Annotated in this window: 18 protein-coding genes; 11 read left to right on the top strand and 7 right to left on the bottom strand. The window is 58.5% G+C overall.

Annotated elements, in window-relative coordinates; all coding sequences use genetic code 11:
• Positions 1-46: 46 nt before the first annotated feature.
• Both I9H09_RS04700 and I9H09_RS04695 read left to right on the top strand, forming a co-directional pair.
• The gene (locus I9H09_RS04700; RefSeq protein ID WP_236502214.1) at positions 47-1,213 is read left to right on the top strand and encodes a 1-acyl-sn-glycerol-3-phosphate acyltransferase; all 1,167 of its coding nucleotides are present in this window, start codon (positions 47-49) and stop codon (positions 1,211-1,213) included.
• Between the two features lie 197 nt (positions 1,214-1,410).
• Positions 1,411-1,617: a hypothetical protein gene (locus I9H09_RS04695; protein WP_024690445.1), complete on the top strand. Its 207-nt coding sequence runs from the start codon at positions 1,411-1,413 to the stop codon at positions 1,615-1,617.
• A gap of 73 nt (positions 1,618-1,690) precedes the next feature.
• Here I9H09_RS04695 and I9H09_RS04690 read toward each other — a convergent pair whose 3' ends face one another.
• Positions 1,691-2,272: a YajG family lipoprotein gene (locus I9H09_RS04690; RefSeq protein WP_005891224.1), complete on the bottom strand. Its 582-nt coding sequence runs from the start codon at positions 2,270-2,272 to the stop codon at positions 1,691-1,693.
• 204 nt (positions 2,273-2,476) lie between these two features.
• Between I9H09_RS04690 and I9H09_RS04685 the strand changes: the two genes are divergently transcribed.
• Positions 2,477-2,710, top strand: coding sequence for a hypothetical protein (locus I9H09_RS04685; protein WP_005891223.1), 234 nt, complete (start codon positions 2,477-2,479; stop codon positions 2,708-2,710).
• Positions 2,711-3,430: 720 nt separating this feature from the next.
• Positions 3,431-4,984, top strand: a complete 1,554-nt coding sequence (gene mqo / locus I9H09_RS04680; protein WP_005891221.1) for a malate dehydrogenase (quinone) — start codon at positions 3,431-3,433, stop codon at positions 4,982-4,984.
• A 79-nt stretch (positions 4,985-5,063) separates the two neighbouring features.
• Here mqo and I9H09_RS04675 read toward each other — a convergent pair whose 3' ends face one another.
• The gene (locus I9H09_RS04675) at positions 5,064-5,960 is read right to left on the bottom strand and encodes a homocysteine S-methyltransferase family protein (RefSeq protein WP_183142443.1); all 897 of its coding nucleotides are present in this window, start codon (positions 5,958-5,960) and stop codon (positions 5,064-5,066) included.
• Positions 5,961-6,070: 110 nt separating this feature from the next.
• Between I9H09_RS04675 and I9H09_RS04670 the strand changes: the two genes are divergently transcribed.
• Positions 6,071-6,892: an ABC transporter substrate-binding protein gene (locus tag I9H09_RS04670; protein ID WP_005891219.1), complete on the top strand. Its 822-nt coding sequence runs from the start codon at positions 6,071-6,073 to the stop codon at positions 6,890-6,892.
• The gene (locus tag I9H09_RS04665; RefSeq protein ID WP_024670454.1) at positions 6,889-7,722 is read left to right on the top strand and encodes an amino acid ABC transporter permease; all 834 of its coding nucleotides are present in this window, start codon (positions 6,889-6,891) and stop codon (positions 7,720-7,722) included. The genes I9H09_RS04670 and I9H09_RS04665 overlap by 4 nt, the downstream gene beginning before the upstream one ends.
• A gap of 225 nt (positions 7,723-7,947) precedes the next feature.
• On the opposite strand, the gene I9H09_RS04660 is transcribed toward I9H09_RS04665, so the two are convergent.
• The 3 genes from I9H09_RS04660 to I9H09_RS04650 form a co-directional block, all read right to left on the bottom strand.
• The gene (locus tag I9H09_RS04660) at positions 7,948-8,235 is read right to left on the bottom strand and encodes a PA4642 family protein (protein ID WP_024670455.1); all 288 of its coding nucleotides are present in this window, start codon (positions 8,233-8,235) and stop codon (positions 7,948-7,950) included.
• 66 nt (positions 8,236-8,301) lie between these two features.
• Positions 8,302-8,805: a hypothetical protein gene (locus I9H09_RS04655; RefSeq protein ID WP_005891214.1), complete on the bottom strand. Its 504-nt coding sequence runs from the start codon at positions 8,803-8,805 to the stop codon at positions 8,302-8,304.
• A 66-nt stretch (positions 8,806-8,871) separates the two neighbouring features.
• Complete coding sequence (locus tag I9H09_RS04650; RefSeq protein WP_005615224.1) at positions 8,872-9,429, bottom strand: hypoxanthine-guanine phosphoribosyltransferase; 558 nt, start codon at positions 9,427-9,429, stop codon at positions 8,872-8,874.
• 208 nt (positions 9,430-9,637) lie between these two features.
• Between I9H09_RS04650 and upp the strand changes: the two genes are divergently transcribed.
• Together upp and I9H09_RS04640 are read left to right on the top strand one after the other, a co-directional pair.
• Positions 9,638-10,276 carry a uracil phosphoribosyltransferase gene (gene upp / locus I9H09_RS04645; RefSeq protein WP_002552170.1) on the top strand — a complete coding sequence of 213 codons (639 nt, stop codon included), beginning with the start codon at positions 9,638-9,640 and terminating at the stop codon, positions 10,274-10,276.
• A 4-nt stretch (positions 10,277-10,280) separates the two neighbouring features.
• Positions 10,281-11,558, top strand: a complete 1,278-nt coding sequence (locus I9H09_RS04640) for a uracil-xanthine permease family protein (protein ID WP_005891209.1) — start codon at positions 10,281-10,283, stop codon at positions 11,556-11,558.
• Between the two features lie 90 nt (positions 11,559-11,648).
• On the opposite strand, the gene hemH is transcribed toward I9H09_RS04640, so the two are convergent.
• A complete protein-coding gene (gene hemH, locus I9H09_RS04635) occupies positions 11,649-12,671 on the bottom strand; it encodes a ferrochelatase (protein ID WP_005891208.1) in 1,023 nt (340 codons plus the stop codon).
• Between the two features lie 23 nt (positions 12,672-12,694).
• Entirely contained in the window at positions 12,695-13,597 is a 903-nt protein-coding gene (locus I9H09_RS04630) for a TIGR01777 family oxidoreductase (RefSeq protein WP_024670458.1), read from the bottom strand.
• A 273-nt stretch (positions 13,598-13,870) separates the two neighbouring features.
• Here I9H09_RS04630 and I9H09_RS04625 point away from each other — a divergent pair, with 273 nt between their 5' ends.
• The 3 genes from I9H09_RS04625 (at position 13,871) to I9H09_RS04615 (ending at position 16,188) form a co-directional block, all read left to right on the top strand.
• Entirely contained in the window at positions 13,871-14,857 is a 987-nt protein-coding gene (locus tag I9H09_RS04625; RefSeq protein ID WP_024690448.1) for an NAD(P)/FAD-dependent oxidoreductase, read from the top strand.
• Positions 14,854-15,069 carry a TIGR02450 family Trp-rich protein gene (locus tag I9H09_RS04620; protein ID WP_005891201.1) on the top strand — a complete coding sequence of 72 codons (216 nt, stop codon included), beginning with the start codon at positions 14,854-14,856 and terminating at the stop codon, positions 15,067-15,069. Before I9H09_RS04625 ends, I9H09_RS04620 begins: the two co-directional genes overlap by 4 nt.
• A gap of 162 nt (positions 15,070-15,231) precedes the next feature.
• The gene (locus I9H09_RS04615) at positions 15,232-16,188 is read left to right on the top strand and encodes a YbgA family protein (protein WP_005891200.1); all 957 of its coding nucleotides are present in this window, start codon (positions 15,232-15,234) and stop codon (positions 16,186-16,188) included.
• Position 16,189 lies beyond the last annotated feature (1 nt).

The raw sequence follows: 16,189 nt of genomic DNA, 5'->3' as shown, positions 1-16,189 counted from the left end.
CAAAACTGTCTTCTTTTACCCTACACGTTTCCGACAAGAGAGCATGATGGGCGAATTCGATGCCATTCGACCTTACAACGATGCAGAAGTCCCCGCCGTCTTGGCACGCCTGCTGAGCGACAAAGCCTTTCTCGCAATTCTGACCAAATTCCGCTTCCCCCGCCTCGCGGGCGCACTCGGCTGGATCCTGCAACCTACCCTGGCGCGCAAGCTGCGCCGTGAGTTCGCAGGTATCGACTCGGTCGCCTCCCTGCAGGACAAGGTCGAATACTATGTCGACCACACCATCGAACGCGCTACCGACGGCGTGACCTATACCGGCGTGGAGCAGCTCAAGTCCGGTTGTGCCTATCTGTTTCTGGCCAACCACCGCGATATCGTGATGGACCCGGCGTTCGTCAACTATGCCGTGTACCACGCAGGCTTGCCTACACCGCGTATTGCGATTGGCGACAACCTGCTGCAAAAGCCGTTTGTCAGCGACCTGATGCGCCTGAACAAGAGTTTCATCGTGCATCGCTCAATCATCGGGCGCCGCGAGAAAATGGCGGCCTACCAGCTGTTGTCGGCCTACATCAACCATTCGATCACCAAGGATTGCCAGTCGATCTGGATCGCTCAGGCTGAGGGGCGGGCGAAGGACGGAGATGACCGAACCGAATCGGCGATCCTCAAGATGTTCCACATGAGCCGCAAGGAAGAACCATTTGGCGACGTGATTCGCTCTCTTAAACTGATCCCGGTATCGATCAGCTACGAGTACGATCCGTGCGACAGCGCCAAGGCCCGCGAGCTTTATATTCGGGCGACGACGGGTTCCTACGCCAAGACGCCCGGCGAAGACGATGTCAGCATCGCGCTGGGAATCACGGGCTACAAGGGCCGGGTACACGTGAACTTCGCACCGCCGATAACCGAGCATTTCGAGGACACCAAGCAATTGGCCATCGAAATGGACCGGCAAATTCTCGGCGGCTACCGACTCTTTCCGGTGCATTACCTGGCTTATGCACAATGGAACGATGCCGATCCGGCGATAGAGGTGCCAAAGGCAGAGGCTCTATTCCCGGCCGATGAGCTGGAGCGCGCCCGAGACGAGTGGGACGGCCGACTGGCAGGTGTGCCTCCTGAGCACCGCCCTTACCTTATCCAGCAATATGCAACGCCGGTCCGCAACCAGTACCGCGTCAAGGCCGGGCTGGCGCTGCCATAAGATAGATGCCCAAAAGATCGCCTATCGTGCCCATGCTCCAGCGTGGGCATGCTGTTCTGGACGCTCTGCGTCCGATCTTGAAGGCCTCTCGGAAATATCCTGCATGAAAATTCTCTGCCGCTGTCACCCAAGCGTAACGCGGCGGCTGCATTGTGTGGCTCCTCGAGAAACGGACTTCACTCTTTTTGGAGCTTGTCATGCTGCATGCAAACAATCAGGACCGCCTGTACCTCATTGCCCAGAGCGATGAGCAGCAGGAGTTGATCGGTGGTCTGGCCTTCAACGTTCAGGATCGCCACTGGCTGGTCTATTGCGCTCTGAGTGGGCACGTTCATCATGATCTGCCGGATCTGGATCAGGACACCGGCTTCAGCTTTCTGGATTTTTACCAGCAGGCGGCTTGAACCAGAAACCAAAAAGCCCGGCCCTTTCTACAAGGGCCGGGCTTTTTGTTTAGCGCCTTTTTAGCGCCGACGCTTACTGCGACAGGGTAGAACCGATGGTCGGGTCCTGGAACACGCGAGTCAGCGCGTCGCTCAACACGTCACTGACCAGCTTCGTGTTGGTTTCCTGATTCGGCGCCATGCCGAAACGCTGGTCCAGGGACGCTGCGTAGCGACCGCTGTAGGTACGACCGTTGTTGCGCACGTCAGCGCGGAAAGTCGAACTGATGGTCGCCTCGGTCACGTACAGCCCCTCTTTAGGCGACTGATATTTCAGGTCCGCCAGGGTCACCGTCAACTGCGGAGCACTGCCGCCCTGGGTTGGCGTGAAGCCCAGCAGACGTACGGCTGCTTCGGCCTGGGCCTGCAACTTGGGCACGATGTCCGCGCCGTTGACGCTGATAGCGCTGGTTTCCGGGTACATCCCGCCACGCGTGCCCAGGGTCGGACCTGGACGGCCGTCGACCACGCGCACCACCACAGGCTGGCCGCGACCTACGGCCGCAAGCTGAGCATTGATCTTGGGGGTAGGACTCAATTGTTGCGGACTGTGGGCACACCCCACCAGGGTCAAACTGCTTACAGCAAGCAAACCGAACAAAATGCGACGCAGCATGCTCATTTCTCCATGGGCCAGACACTGAATGTGCAGCAGTATAGCGGCGTGCGCACTGCACTCACCAGTGGCCTCTGACGGGTAAGCCCGGATTGCCGCAAGCCGCTGCTGGTCGAAGCCTCACGATGTAATCAGGGCGTAACATGCGCGCGGCAGACTCGCCCTCATCGCACAGACGTTCATCCACGTCACAGGAGCTGCGCCATGAATCTGTTCCGTTCTCTGTTCACTGCCCGTCGTCAGCATCGCCACTATGCCCACATCGACCAGGCTGGCATCTGCCGCGCGTTCAAACACTGCGCCCAGCGTCCATCCGGCATCGAGTGGGTCGAAGTGACCGAGCAGCGACTGAGCTGGCTGAATCAGCCACTGCCCGCCAGCGCACGCGTTGCGCAGCGTAGCGCGCGTTCAACTCGCGGTCAGTTGCTCACCGCCTGACCCGACGGCGAATAAAAGTCATTTAAACCGATCAATTCCTGTCATTTCATCGCTATAATCTTCCCCCGATTATAAGGACGTCTCCTGATCGGGCCTCGCAGCATCGCTAATCACTGTATTAGCACCTCCGTATCGCCCACAGAGAGCCGCCCACACAGGTCATTTGCGCACGAGTGTGCTCGATGAAAGGTGAAGAATGCTCGAATCATATCGAACCTTTCTCACCTGCCAGCGCCTCACTCTTTATGCACCTGACCTGCCAGCGCTGTCATCGCAGCCATTTTGAGGTTTGGTTCACGTTCCCAAAAGGACGTGAAAAACGAGTTTCACTACTTCACAAGAGTGTGGCGAGCAAATGAATAGGTATGCGGTTGAACATGCACCATCAGCGTCTGAACCGGCCTTTTTGAACGGGACCGGCCGCGACTGCGCCTCCATGTCCGGCGCCTGACGTCCTAGTCGCGGGCCCGTCTTGCGACAGGCTCCCTGACGTTGGTCGAATGGCCTTGCAGGCTTGAAAATGCGTTCATGAGCTAATAATGAACCATCAACGAACCTGACCGGGACCTGCGCTTTAGATGCGAAAAATTGCGAAGAATCGGTCAGGCGATCCTGGCCAGGAAAACGAGGGCACTACCTTGATTCAAGCCCCGACACCTGGCAAACAGCCTCAGGATCGTATGCCGTCAATTTGGTGCTGCAGATTTTGGAGACGCGTTAATGGCGCATAACGAAGCAGTCGACGTAGTACTGGTCGGAGCCGGCATCATGAGTGCCACTCTGGCGGTATTGCTCAAAGAGCTCGACCCCGGCCTCAAGCTGGAAGTCGTTGAGCTGATGGATTCCGGTGCTGCAGAGAGTTCCAACCCCTGGAACAACGCCGGCACCGGTCACGCTGGTCTGTGCGAGTTGAACTACACGCCACCTGCGGCAGATGGCTCCATCGACATCAAGAAAGCGGTGCACATCAATACCCAGTTCGAGGTCTCGAAACAGTTCTGGGCTCACCTGATGCGCAAAGGCACGTTCGGTTCGGCAAAATCATTCATCAATCCGGTCCCTCACCTGAGCTTCGTACAGGGTGAAAAAGGCATCTCCTTCCTCAAGACCCGTTTTGAAGCGATGAGCAGGCATCACGCGTTTTCTTCGATGGAGTACACCGAGGACAAGGCGAAACTGGCTGAGTGGATGCCGCTGATGATGCCCGGCCGCCCGGCAGATGAGAAAGTCGCCGCAACGCGCATGATGAACGGCACGGACGTCAATTTCGGCGCGCTGACCAACCAGTTGCTTGATCACCTCTCCCGCGCGCCGGACGCGCAAATCAAGTACCGCAGCCGAGTCACCAACCTGACCCGCAAGGGTGCTGGCTGGACAGTGACCGTCAAGGACGTGAACGGCGGCGGCACGCGTGAGATCGACGCAAAGTTCGTGTTCCTCGGTGCCGGCGGTGCAGCGCTGCCCTTGCTGCAGATGTCAGGCATCGAAGAGAGCAAAGGCTTCGGCGGTTTTCCGGTCAGCGGCCAGTGGCTGCGATGCGACAACCCGGAAGTGGTAAAGCACCATCAGGCCAAGGTCTACAGCCAGGCAGCCGTCGGTTCGCCGCCGATGTCGGTTCCGCATCTGGACACTCGCGTGGTCGACGGCAAGAAGTCCCTGTTGTTCGGACCTTATGCCGGTTTCACCACCAAATTCCTCAAGCACGGCTCGTTCCTCGACCTGCCGCTCTCGGTTCGCATCGCCAACATCAAGCCGATGCTGGCAGTCGCTCGCGACAACATGGACCTGACCAAATACCTGGTCAGCGAAGTGATGCAGTCGATGGAGCAACGCCTCGAATCGCTGCGGCGCTTCTACCCGGAAGCCAAGGCTGAAGACTGGCGCCTGGAAGTAGCTGGCCAGCGGGTGCAGATCATCAAGAAAGACCCGAAAAAGGGCGGTGTGCTGCAATTCGGTACAGAGCTGGTTTCTGCAAGCGACGGTTCGCTGGCCGCCCTGCTCGGCGCTTCACCTGGCGCCTCGGTGACCGTGTCGATCATGCTCGAACTTCTGGAACGCTGCTTCCCGGAAAAAACCCGCACTGAATGGGCTGGCAAGCTCGACGAGATTTTCCCGGCCCGGGAAAAGATTCTGGAAACCGATGCGCAGCTGTATGAGCGTGTCAGCACCCGGAACGACGAAGCCCTGGAACTGTTGGATAAAAGCAGCCAGGTGCAGAGTTTCTCCACGACTGAGGGGCACATCGACGAGCGGCACAAGCTGAATACGCCGTAAATCACCAGGCCTGCCCACAAAAAGCCCCGTGACACCTGGCGAGTCACGGGGCTTTTTGTTTGCCGGTTGCTTGCCGGGATCAGAGACTTCGCGACAGCACCGCAATGTGCTCCGGGCCAATTCCGCAGCAACCACCAATGCGCGTGGCACCGCGCTTCACCCAGTCCGCCGCCCACTGCTGATAACCCTCAGGGTCGAGGTCTTCACGCAATTCATCCAGACCGTCGTTCGCCTTGGCGTCCTTGGGTTGCGGGGGAAAGGCATTGGCGTAGGCGCCGATAGCGATATCGACGCCCAACGCTTCAAACACCTCACGCGCCGCATCGATCGCGCCACCGATCACTTCAGGCTGGCTGCAATTGAACAACAACGTTGCAACACCCATCTCGACAGCAGCCTTGGCGGCGTCGGCAACCGGCTCGCCGGAACGCAGGCGCGGGACTTCATCGGTGTCTTCATCCTGAAGGGTGAACGACAGCCAGAACGGTTTACCATCGGCAGGCAGACCGGCACGAATGGTCTGCGCTTCCAGAATGCAGCTCTGGGTCTCGGCCAGCCACAGATCGACGTGGGGCGAGAGCCCTGCCACCAACGGCTTGAGCACGTCGGCCGCCTGTTCAGGCTTGTAGAGGTCAGGACGATAGGAGCCGAACAGCGGTGGAATGGAACCCGCCACCCGCGCGCGGCCGCCCGACGCATCGGCTGCCGCACGCGCCAGTTGCCCGGCCAGCGCAGCCAGTGCCTGACCTTCGCGGGCGAAACGCTCTTCACCGATATGAAACGGAACAACCGCGTAACTGTTACTGGTGATGACCTGCGCGCCGCTGTCGATATAAGCGGTGTGTACCGCACTGACCGCCTCAGGCGCCTCGCTCAACGCCAGTGCCGACCATTCGGGCTGACGAAAAGGCGCGCCGCGACGCTGTAGCTCGCGGCCCATGCCGCCATCGAGAATTACAGTGGTGCCTTGGGTCATAGGTGATCTGCTTATATGTATATGAAAAAAACTCATTATGAGTCAGTCTTGTATAACGTATTTAATACGGCCCTTACATCAAACTACAAACACTTTTTCGGGGGATATCTGTGAACTATCGCGCTCTGCTGGGCATTGGCCTTGTGACTCTGGCTGCCTCGACTCAAGCCCTGGCTGGCGCTACGCTGGACCGCGTGCAGAAAAACAAAGAGCTGGTTAACGTCCTCATGGAAAGTTACCCGCCCTTCTCCTTCCTGAATGACAAGAACGAACTGGACGGCTTCGATGTGGACGTCGCCAAGGCCGTGGCGCAAAAACTCGGCGTCAAGCTGCGCCTTGAGACACCTTCCTGGGACGTGATCGCTGCAGGCCACTGGAGTGGGCGCTATGACATCTGCGTCTGCTCAATGACCCCAAGCAAGGCCCGCGCTGAAGTCTTCAGTTTTCCGGTCGAGTACTACGCATCGCCAGCGGTGATCGTGGTCAACGCTACGGATGACCGCATTCACTCGGCCAAGGACCTGAGCGGTAAAAAGGTCGGCCTGACCAGCGCATCAAGCTACGAAAGCTACCTGAACAAGAACCTGGTGATCGACGGCGCGGAAGACAAGCCGTTGCAATACCCGTTCGAAGACGTGCAGATCGCCCCTTACGACAACGACAACGTAGCGTTTCAGGACCTCGGGCTGGGCGCGGGCAAGCGTCTGGACGCGATACTGACCAACCTGGTGACGGCAAAACCGCGCCTGGACCAAGACAAACGTTTCAAGCTGGCGGACGAGTCGCTGTACGAAGAGCCCAACTCGGTGGCCATCGAGAAAGATGACCCGGAATGGGATGCCAAAGTGCGTGAAGTCTTTGCTGAACTCAAGAAAGACGGCACCTTGAGCAAGCTGTCGCAAAAGTGGATCGGTGCTGACATCAGCAAATGACTTCCTTCGAGCCGCAACGTCCACCCGAGCAGGCCGATCAAAGCCTGCTCAAGCGCATCTTCGGGTTCCGCACACGGCTTTACCTGACCTGGCTGGTCATGTTTGTGCTGTTCGCCGGGTTTTTCCTGAGCTTCGATCTGAAGCTGTCGATCATCCTCGACAAGCTGCCGAACCTGATCGGCCTGCATCTTGCGCCCAACGGGTTTCTTCAGGGGGCAGCACTGACGCTGTTTGTGTCGCTGTGTTCGATCATCGTGTCGGTGGTGCTGGGCTTTGTCACAGCGCTGGCGAGACTGTCCAGCAGCGCAGTAGCATTCGGTATCGCCAGCTTTTACGCGTCATTCTTTCGCGGTACACCCTTGCTGATCCAGATTCTGCTGATTTACCTGGGGTTACCGCAGGTGGGAATCGTACCGGGCGCGATCATGGCCGGGGTGATAGCCCTGTCACTCAATTACGGGGCTTACCTGAGCGAGATCTTCCGCGCCGGCATCATTGGCGTTGCTGCCGGGCAGCGTGAAGCTGCACTGGCCCTGGCCCTGCGTCCGGCACAGATCTTCTGGCGGGTAACCCTGCCTCAGGCGATGCGCACCATCATCCCGCCGACCACCAACCAGTTCATTTCCATGCTCAAAGACTCGTCGCTGATCTCAGTGATGGGGGTCTGGGAAGTGATGTTTCTGGCGCAATCGTATGGCCGGTCCAGCTATCGCTACATCGAAATGCTGACCACCGCTGCGGTGCTCTACTGGATCATGTCGATCGGCCTGGAACTATTGCAGTCCAGGCTGGAGAGGCATTACGGCAAGGCGTATCAGGCGCGCAAGTAAGCAAAGGTAGGCTTCTGCCAGCGGGGGTGTGGGGGCCAAGTGCCTTTGCCCCCCCCCTGAAACCGGTGACTTCGGTTATACCTGATGTATCCTATGCACTGGTTTTACTGCCGGTTCACGACAGATCGCGGACAAGTCCGCTCCTACGATTCAGGCAGACCGGACGAGCGAAGCATCGCGCGGTCCGCGCCTGCAATTCCTAGAGATTGTGGCGTTCACTAACTATCAGCCGCGGGCTTTTTCGATCAGTTCGATGTACTCATCGGCATTGCGCTGATCCTTGATCAGGCCGATGAAGTCGTTGCCGTGTTCGTCCTTGCCATCAAAGTCGTGGCCGGCTTCCTTGAAGAACACCAGAAAACGCTCGAAGTCATTGATGCGCAGGCCACGGTAGGCCTTGATCAGTTTGTGCAGTGACGGCGAGGTGGCATCGTACGGTTCGAAGTTCAGGAACAACTTGATCTGCTCATCGCCGATCTCATCCCCAATCAACTGCTTCTTGTCTTTACGCATTGCAGGCTCCAGCTTGTCGCGGACACTTTCACGGGTGCGCAGTTTACCCCCCGGTGAGCGCAGGGCTCAACGCGTACGTGCTGATGTGGTGTGCAGGTCGGCCCAGATATGGCCGTTGGCGTAGCTCAGGTACTGGCAATAAACCTTTTCGTTGCGCAGCAGGTCCACCAGCACCCGATACTGAGACAGCGGGTAATAAAGGGTCAGGGTTCGGGATGGCTCGTCATAGGTGGGCTTTTTCAGGCTTTTGCTTTCGCCGCCATCGAAATGCACCAGCACCTGTGAGATCGACGCGCCCTTGTTCAGCGACTTGCCGTTGAGGCGCAGCGACAACGGCGAGGTCACCGGGATCGGCTGCTGACTGGATTGCCGCTGATTACCGGCAACAATGGTGTACTCGGTGACCTGCATCAATTGCTGCTGCTCCGGCGCACCGTCACGCAGGCTCAGGTCATCAGGCGGCAGATATTGCTCGTGCATGGGGCTGACTGAAACCGGCGCAGCGGGCGCTGCGACTGTCACACCAGACAACAGCACCAGCGCCACGGCGCCGGGAATCAGTAGCTTCATTCGGGAGTTCCAGATAATTGCGAATCGACGACCGCCCCTTCTCGCAGAAGCGGTCGTCAGAATGCCTTACATCCCCTTGACGGCATAGATGCCGGCAGCATTACGCCAGTAACCCTTGTAGTCCATGCCGAAGCCGAAGATGTAACGGTCGATGCATGGCAACCCAACGTAATCAGCTTTCAGGTCCGGGCGGGCCTTGCGGTCGTGGTCCTTGTCGATCAGCACCGCGGTGTGTACAGCGCGGGCACCGGCGTGTTTGCAGAAGTCGATGATGGCGCCCAGCGTGTGGCCTTCATCGAGGATGTCGTCGATGATCAGCACATCACGGTCAATGAACGAGACTTCGGGCTTGGCTTTCCAGAACAGATCGCCACCCGTGGTTTCGTTGCGATAGCGCGTTGCGTGCAGGTAGGACGCTTCCAGCGGGAAATTCAGATGGGTCAGCAGCTTGCCGGAAAAGATCAGGCCGCCGTTCATGACGCAGAACACGACCGGGTTGCGGTCTGCCAGTTCGGCGTTGATCTGCGCACCGACACGGGCAATGGCAGCGTCGACTTCGGCCTCTGTGTACAGGCAGTCAGCCTCGCGCATGATTTGACGGATATGCTCGAGATCAGCGGACATGACGCTCTCCAGTTATGGCGGTTCAAGAAAAGCGGGCAAAGGTACGCATCCGTTCAAGCCAGAGCAAGCGATTCTGGACTAACGTTGCGAGTGTCTTCTAAAAGTAGCGAACGTCGAAGCCTTAGGACAATACTGCACGTGCGTTAAGACAGTAACAGCTGAATAGATTAATCTAGGCCGATTTTTTGCCCCGCTGGAGCTTTCCCCCATGCCCATTCGTGAAATCCGTCACCCGCTGATCCGCCACAAGCTCGGTCTGATGCGCCGCGCCGATATCAGCACCAAGAATTTCCGTGAGCTGGCTCAGGAAGTCGGCGCTCTGCTTACTTACGAAGCGACAGCCGATCTTACCCTTGAAAACTACGATATTCAGGGCTGGGCGGGTACCGTGTCGGTCGAGAAGATCGCTGGCAAGAAAATCACTGTTGTGCCCATCCTGCGGGCCGGCATCGGCATGCTCGACGGCGTGCTCAGCCTGATTCCGGGCGCCAAGGTCAGCGCTGTAGGCGTCGCCCGCAACGAAGAGACCCTGCAGGCCCATACGTACCTGGAAAAGCTGGTACCGGAAATCGACGAGCGTCTGGCCATGATCATCGACCCGATGCTGGCGACCGGCAGCTCAATGGTCGCGACCATCGACCTGCTCAAAAAAGCCGGCTGCAAGGAAATCCGTGCGATGGTGCTGGTGGCTGCGCCGGAAGGCATTGCTGCGGTCGAGAAGGCTCACCCGGATGTGATGATCTACACCGCGTCCATCGACGAGCGCCTCAACGAACACGGCTACATCATTCCCGGTCTGGGCGATGCCGGTGACAAGATTTTCGGCACAAAACAGAAGGACGCGTAACCCGATGACGCAGCAGGAGTTCAACGATCCACTGTGGCGCACCATTCTGTCAGGCGCGCAAATGCTGTTCGTGGCATTTGGCGCGCTGGTGCTGATGCCGCTGATCACCGGGCTAGACCCCAACGTCGCGTTGTTTACTGCAGGTCTCGGCACGCTGTTGTTCCAGATCGTCACCGGGCGCCAGGTGCCGGTCTTTCTGGCATCGAGCTTTGCGTTCATCACGCCGATCATTCTCGCCAAAGGCCAATTCGGTCTGGCCGCGACCATGGGCGGTGTCATGGCGGCAGGCTTCGTCTACACCTTTCTTGGTCTGGCGGTGAAAATCAAAGGCACCGGTTTCATCGACCGCATGCTGCCGCCGGTAGTGATCGGGCCGGTGATCATCTCGATCGGCCTCGCCATGGCGCCGATCGCAGCCAACATGGCGATGGGCAAGACCGGCGATGGCGTAGTGCTGATTCCTTATCAGACCGCCATGCTGATTTCGATGCCTGCGCTGCTGACGACCTTGATCGTGGCAGTATTCGGCAAGGGTATCTTCCGTCTGGTGCCGATCATTTCCGGCGTGCTGGTGGGGTTTGCGCTGTCGTTCTATTTCGGCGTGGTCGATACCAAAAAGATTGCTGACGCAGCCTGGCTCGCACTGCCGCACTTTACGGCGCCGGAATTCAACTGGCAGGCGATTCTGTTCATCGTCCCGGTCGCGCTGGCCCCGGCCATCGAACACATCGGTGGCGTTATAGCAGTCGGCAGCGTGACCGGTCGCGATTACCTGAAGAAACCGGGCCTGCATCGCACCCTGTTTGGTGACGGCGTGGCGACAACTGTTGCCGGTCTGTTTGGCGGACCACCCAACACCACGTACGCTGAAGTGACCGGCGCGGTGATGCTGACTAAAAACTACAACCCGCAGATTATGGTCTGGGCATCGTTTTTCGCGATTACCCTGGCGTTTATCGGCAAGTTCGGCGCACTGCTGCAAAGCATTCCGGTACCAGTGATGGGCGGGATTCTGTGCCTGCTGTTCGGCTCGATTGCCGCAGTGGGGATGAACACGCTGATCCGCCACAAGATCGACCTGGCCGAAGCACGCAACCTGGTGATCGTTTCAGTAACCCTGGTGTTCGGTATCGGCGGCGTGCTGATCGGCACTGGCAACGGCCCGAACGATTTCGGCCTGAAAGGCATCGCCCTGTGCGCCGTGACCGCGATCGTCCTGAACCTGATATTGCCCGGGAATGACAGCTGGAAGAACAAGCAACTGGATGATCAGTTGCCGTAACGCCTGGCGCTTGCAGAACACTATCGTGCCCATGCTCCGCGTGGGCATGCAGTTCTGGGCGCTCTGCGTCCACCTTTGATGTTCAGCACGTCACAACATCAACGGCGCACGCTCGCATAGCCTGCTCAGTTCTTTTGCCCAGTTCGGATCGTCGTTCAGGCACGGCACCAGTATCAGCTCCTCGCCTCCCGCTTCCTTGAACTGCTCTGCCCCGCGATCGCCAATCTCTTCCAGCGTCTCGATGCAGTCCGCCACGAACGCCGGGCACATGACCAGCAGCTTCTTCACGCCTTGCGCCGCCAGCTCATCGAGATGTGCTTCGGTGTAGGGTTCGATCCACTTGGCGCGCCCAAGACGCGACTGGAACGACACCGACCACTTGCCATCCGGAATGCCCATGCGCTTTGCGAACGCTGCCGCCGATTGAATGCACTGAGCGCGGTAGCAGGTGGCAAGCACTTCGGCTGGCGCGGTCATGCAGCAATCGTCTTTCAGGCAGTGCTTGCCGGTCGGATCAAGCTTGTGCAGGTGCCTCTCGGGCAAACCATGAAAGCTCAGCAGCAGGTGGTCGTAAGACTGCTCCAGGTGCGGGCGCACGCTTTCTACCAGCGCACTCAGGTACTCGGGCTGGTCGTAGAACGGCTGCAGCACCGAGAACTGCATTTTCAGCGATTTGGCCCGCACCACGCGCTTGGCCTCTTCGATGACTGTGGTCACCGTGCTATCAGCGAACTGCGGATAAAGCGGGGCCAGCGTCACCTTCTTGAAGCCCTGCTCCGACAAGCGTGTCAGCACGGTTTCGATAGAGGGCTCGCCGTAACGCATCGCCAGCTCGACCGGGCCATGCGACCACTCTTTCTTCACGGCCGCTTGCAGCCGCTTGCTCAGCACCACCAGTGGCGAACCTTCATCCCACCAGATGGAGGCGTAGGCGTGAGCGGACTGTTCGGGGCGTTTGATCAGAATCAGCGACACCAGCAGCCGGCGCACCGGCCATGGCAGATCGATCACATACGGGTCCATCAGGAACTGGTTTAGGTAACTGCGCACGTCGGCCACTTGAGTAGAGGCAGGCGAACCCAGGTTGACCAGCAACAAAGCGTGATCAGTCATGCAACATCCTATTTCAAAGGCTTTCAGTGGCGGCCCAGCAATTCCTGCAGGGCAGTGTCGAGTTCGGTGTATCTAAACGTGAAACCGGCTTCCTGCAAACGCTCCGGCCTGGCGCGCTGGCCGCCGAGAAGCAACACCGAGAGCTCACCCAGCAACACTTTCAAGGCCAGTGCAGGCATGGGCATGAACGCTGGCCTGTGCAGAATGCCTGCCAGTGTCTTGGCAAACTGCTGGTTGCGCACCGGTGACGGCGCACAGACATTATAAGGACCCTTTGCTTCATTCAGATTCAACAGAAAATCAATCGCCGCAATTTGATCATCGATGTGAACCCACGGCATCCACTGCCTGCCGTTGCCGATAGGCCCGCCCATGCCGAACCTGAAGGGCGGCAACAGGCGTTGCAGGAAACCGGCCCGGTCCGACAGCACCAGCCCGGTACGTATCAGCACCACACGCACGCCCAATGACTCGGCACGCAGCGCGGTTTCTTCCCAGGCGTTGCACAGCTGGCTGGCGAAATCTTCTTTGGCAGGTGGTGACGTTTCGTCGATTTCCCGCTCGCCGCAGTTGCCGTACCAACCCACGGCAGAGCCGGAGATCATCAGCGCAGGCTTTTGCGAGCGGGTGCCCAGCCAGGTCAACAACTGTTCGGTCAGGCCGATACGGCTTTCCCACAGCAGCAGACGGCGCTTGCGGGTCCAGGGGCGATCGGCAATCGGTGCGCCAGCCAGATTGATAATGGCATCCACCGACTGTGTACCCAGCTCATCGAGACCGGCAATGCCACGCACGGACGGACCGCACAGCTCGGGCACATCAGCAGGCTTTCGGCTCCACACGGTCAGCTCATGGCCTTGAGCGGACCAGAAACGACAGAGTGCCCGTCCTATCAGACCAGTACCACCGGTCAGCAATATATGCATGGCAGATAACCTCGCGTGGCGTGCATGACAATTGAACAGTCTTATCTTCAACAGCTTCGCTTGTCAGGAAAAGGAAACTGTTTGCTGAACCATAGGCCACACCTGAACAGGTCGCTGTTTTGACCGTTTGCCCGGTGGCTGACGGTTCGACCTTGCAGGTTGCAATGTGACTCACTGTGCAGACTCAAAAACCACTGCAACTTATACCAAACAAGAAGATTGTACAGGTTTTCACTACGGCGTAGTCTGTACAGACAAGGTAACGAGGCCCCTATGACTGTCCCTATCGCAATCATCGGTACCGGTATCGCCGGACTTTCAGCAGCCCAGGCGCTTACATCTGCCGGGCATCAAGTACACCTATTCGATAAAAGCCGCGGCAGCGGTGGTCGGATGTCCAGCAAGCGCAGCGATGCGGGGTCGCTGGACATGGGTGCACAATATTTCACCGCGCGTGACCGACGCTTCGCCACAGCAGTCAAGCAGTGGCAGGCCCAAGGGCATGTTGCCGAATGGACACCGCTGCTCTATAACTTCCACGGTGGCAGGCTCAGCCCTTCTCCGGATGAACAAGTGCGTTGGGTCGGCAAGCCCGGAATGAGCGCAATCACCCGCGCCATGCGTGGCGACCTGCCGGTGTCATTCTCGTGCCGCATCGCCGAAGTGTTTCGCGGTGAAGAGCACTGGAACCTGCTGGATGCCGAAGGCAAGAATCACGGCCCGTTCAGCCATGTCATCATCGCCACCCCTGCCCCGCAGGCCAGTGCATTGCTGGCTGCCGCCCCGAAACTGGCCAGCGTGGTCGCAGGCGTCAAGATGGACCCGACCTGGGCGGTCGCGCTCGCTTTCGAGACGCCGTTGCAGACTCCCATGCAAGGTTGCTTCGTTCAGGACAGCCCGCTCGACTGGCTGGCCCGCAACCGCAGCAAACCCGGACGTGACGACACCCTCGACACCTGGGTCCTGCACGCCACCAGTCAATGGAGCAGGCAAAACCTCGACGCTTCACGAGAACAGGTCATCGAGCACCTGCATGGCGCCTTTGCCGAATTGATCGACTGCGTGATCCCCGCCCCGGTGTTCAGTCTGGCGCACCGCTGGCTGTACGCCCGACCTGCCGGCTCACATGAATGGGGCGCCTTGTCGGATGCCGACCTGGGCATTTATGTCTGCGGCGACTGGTGTTTGTCCGGACGCGTGGAAGGTGCCTGGCTCAGTGGCCAGGAAGCCGCACGCCGTTTGTTGGAACACATGCAATGAACCAGATAAACCCGCGCAAACTGCTGCTGTCGAAATGGACCGCAGCCACCCCGCTCAATCGTGAAAAGCACTTTCTGGTGACTGAACTGTTCAAGGATGAAGAAGGCACCGTGCTGGAGATCGAACTGCAAGCCGTACTGACCCAGCGCAGCGAGCGGCTGCCGTGGCAGGTGCTGCAGCAGTCGGACATCTGGCAGATGGGCTGGAAATGATTTTCGTGCCAATACGTGCGGAACGAGAATCAAAGGCAGTCGGCAGCAGCCTTTAAAACCCTCTACAAAGAATTTGACTTGTACACCTATCCCCCTATGATGAGGAGAAGTTGTACAGCACAGTTAATCTGTACAAGTCTTCTGTAGAGGTGATTGATGCCCATGCCTGCAATCGAAAAACCCAAACTCGGCATCAGTGCCTGCCTGATGGGCGCCGAGGTTCGTTTCAATGGCGGACACAAGGAGTCTCACCTGTGTACGCAGGCACTGAGCAAATATTTCGATTTCGTCCAGGCCTGCCCTGAAGTGGCGATCGGCATGGGTATTCCGCGAGAGCCGATCAGGCTGGTTGGCGACGCAGAAAACCCTAAAGCGCTGGGCTCGGTCAATCGCGAGCTGGATGTTACAGAGGCCCTTGCGGAGTACGGCGTACAGATGGCCGAGGAGCTGGGCGATATCTGTGGTTACATTTTCATGCAGAAATCCCCGTCCTGCGGTCTGGAGCGGGTCAAGGTGTACCGTGAGAACGGCGCGCCGGTCGACGGCGGCGGGCGCGGTATCTATGCGCAAGCCTTTTGCGAGCGCCACCCCAACCTTCCGGTCGAGGAAGACGGGCGTCTCAACGACGCCGTACTGCGGGAAAACTTCGTGACGCGGGTATTTGCCTACGCGGCCTGGCAGCAACTGTTGAAAGATGGCGTTACCCGACGCGCGCTGACCGAATTCCACTCACGCTACAAATATCAGTTGATGGCCAACGACCCGGTGCAGTACAAGGCGCTGGGCAAGATGCTGGGCAGCATGGGCCGCAGTGACCCTAACGAAATAGCCCCTCTGTATTTCAGCGAACTGATGGCAGCCTTGAAGAAGTGCGCCACCCGCAGCACCCACACCAATGTGTTGCAGCACCTTTGCGGTTATCTCAAGCAGACCATCACCAGTGAAGATAAACAGGAAATCCAGCAAGTGATCAGTCAGTACCATCAGGGCATCGTGCCGCTAATCGTACCGCTGACCCTGCTCAAGCATCATTTTCGCCAACACCCTGATCCTTATGTGGCACTGCAGGTTTACATGCAGCCCCACCCGGAAAACCTCAGCTTGCGAAATGCGATTTGAC

The sequence above is a fragment of the Pseudomonas tremae genome, assembly GCF_023278125.1.
Classification (GTDB): domain Bacteria; phylum Pseudomonadota; class Gammaproteobacteria; order Pseudomonadales; family Pseudomonadaceae; genus Aquipseudomonas; species Aquipseudomonas tremae.
This window is presented reverse-complemented; position numbering and strand designations above follow the sequence as displayed.

Coding starts and splice junctions, on each gene's coding strand:
- I9H09_RS04615 (WP_005891200.1), top strand. CDS start 15,232: ATGCCTGCAATCGAAAAACCCAAACTCGGCATCAGTGCCTGCCTGATG.
- I9H09_RS04650 (WP_005615224.1), bottom strand. CDS start 9,429: ATGTCCGCTGATCTCGAGCATATCCGTCAAATCATGCGCGAGGCTGAC.
- I9H09_RS04640 (WP_005891209.1), top strand. CDS start 10,281: ATGACGCAGCAGGAGTTCAACGATCCACTGTGGCGCACCATTCTGTCA.
- I9H09_RS04695 (WP_024690445.1), top strand. CDS start 1,411: ATGCTGCATGCAAACAATCAGGACCGCCTGTACCTCATTGCCCAGAGC.
- upp (WP_002552170.1), top strand. CDS start 9,638: ATGCCCATTCGTGAAATCCGTCACCCGCTGATCCGCCACAAGCTCGGT.
- I9H09_RS04660 (WP_024670455.1), bottom strand. CDS start 8,235: ATGCGTAAAGACAAGAAGCAGTTGATTGGGGATGAGATCGGCGATGAG.
- I9H09_RS04685 (WP_005891223.1), top strand. CDS start 2,477: ATGAATCTGTTCCGTTCTCTGTTCACTGCCCGTCGTCAGCATCGCCAC.
- I9H09_RS04700 (WP_236502214.1), top strand. CDS start 47: ATGGGCGAATTCGATGCCATTCGACCTTACAACGATGCAGAAGTCCCC.
- I9H09_RS04665 (WP_024670454.1), top strand. CDS start 6,889: ATGACTTCCTTCGAGCCGCAACGTCCACCCGAGCAGGCCGATCAAAGC.
- I9H09_RS04655 (WP_005891214.1), bottom strand. CDS start 8,805: ATGAAGCTACTGATTCCCGGCGCCGTGGCGCTGGTGCTGTTGTCTGGT.
- I9H09_RS04630 (WP_024670458.1), bottom strand. CDS start 13,597: ATGCATATATTGCTGACCGGTGGTACTGGTCTGATAGGACGGGCACTC.
- I9H09_RS04620 (WP_005891201.1), top strand. CDS start 14,854: ATGAACCAGATAAACCCGCGCAAACTGCTGCTGTCGAAATGGACCGCA.
- I9H09_RS04690 (WP_005891224.1), bottom strand. CDS start 2,272: ATGCTGCGTCGCATTTTGTTCGGTTTGCTTGCTGTAAGCAGTTTGACC.
- I9H09_RS04625 (WP_024690448.1), top strand. CDS start 13,871: ATGACTGTCCCTATCGCAATCATCGGTACCGGTATCGCCGGACTTTCA.
- I9H09_RS04675 (WP_183142443.1), bottom strand. CDS start 5,960: ATGACCCAAGGCACCACTGTAATTCTCGATGGCGGCATGGGCCGCGAG.
- mqo (WP_005891221.1), top strand. CDS start 3,431: ATGGCGCATAACGAAGCAGTCGACGTAGTACTGGTCGGAGCCGGCATC.
- hemH (WP_005891208.1), bottom strand. CDS start 12,671: ATGACTGATCACGCTTTGTTGCTGGTCAACCTGGGTTCGCCTGCCTCT.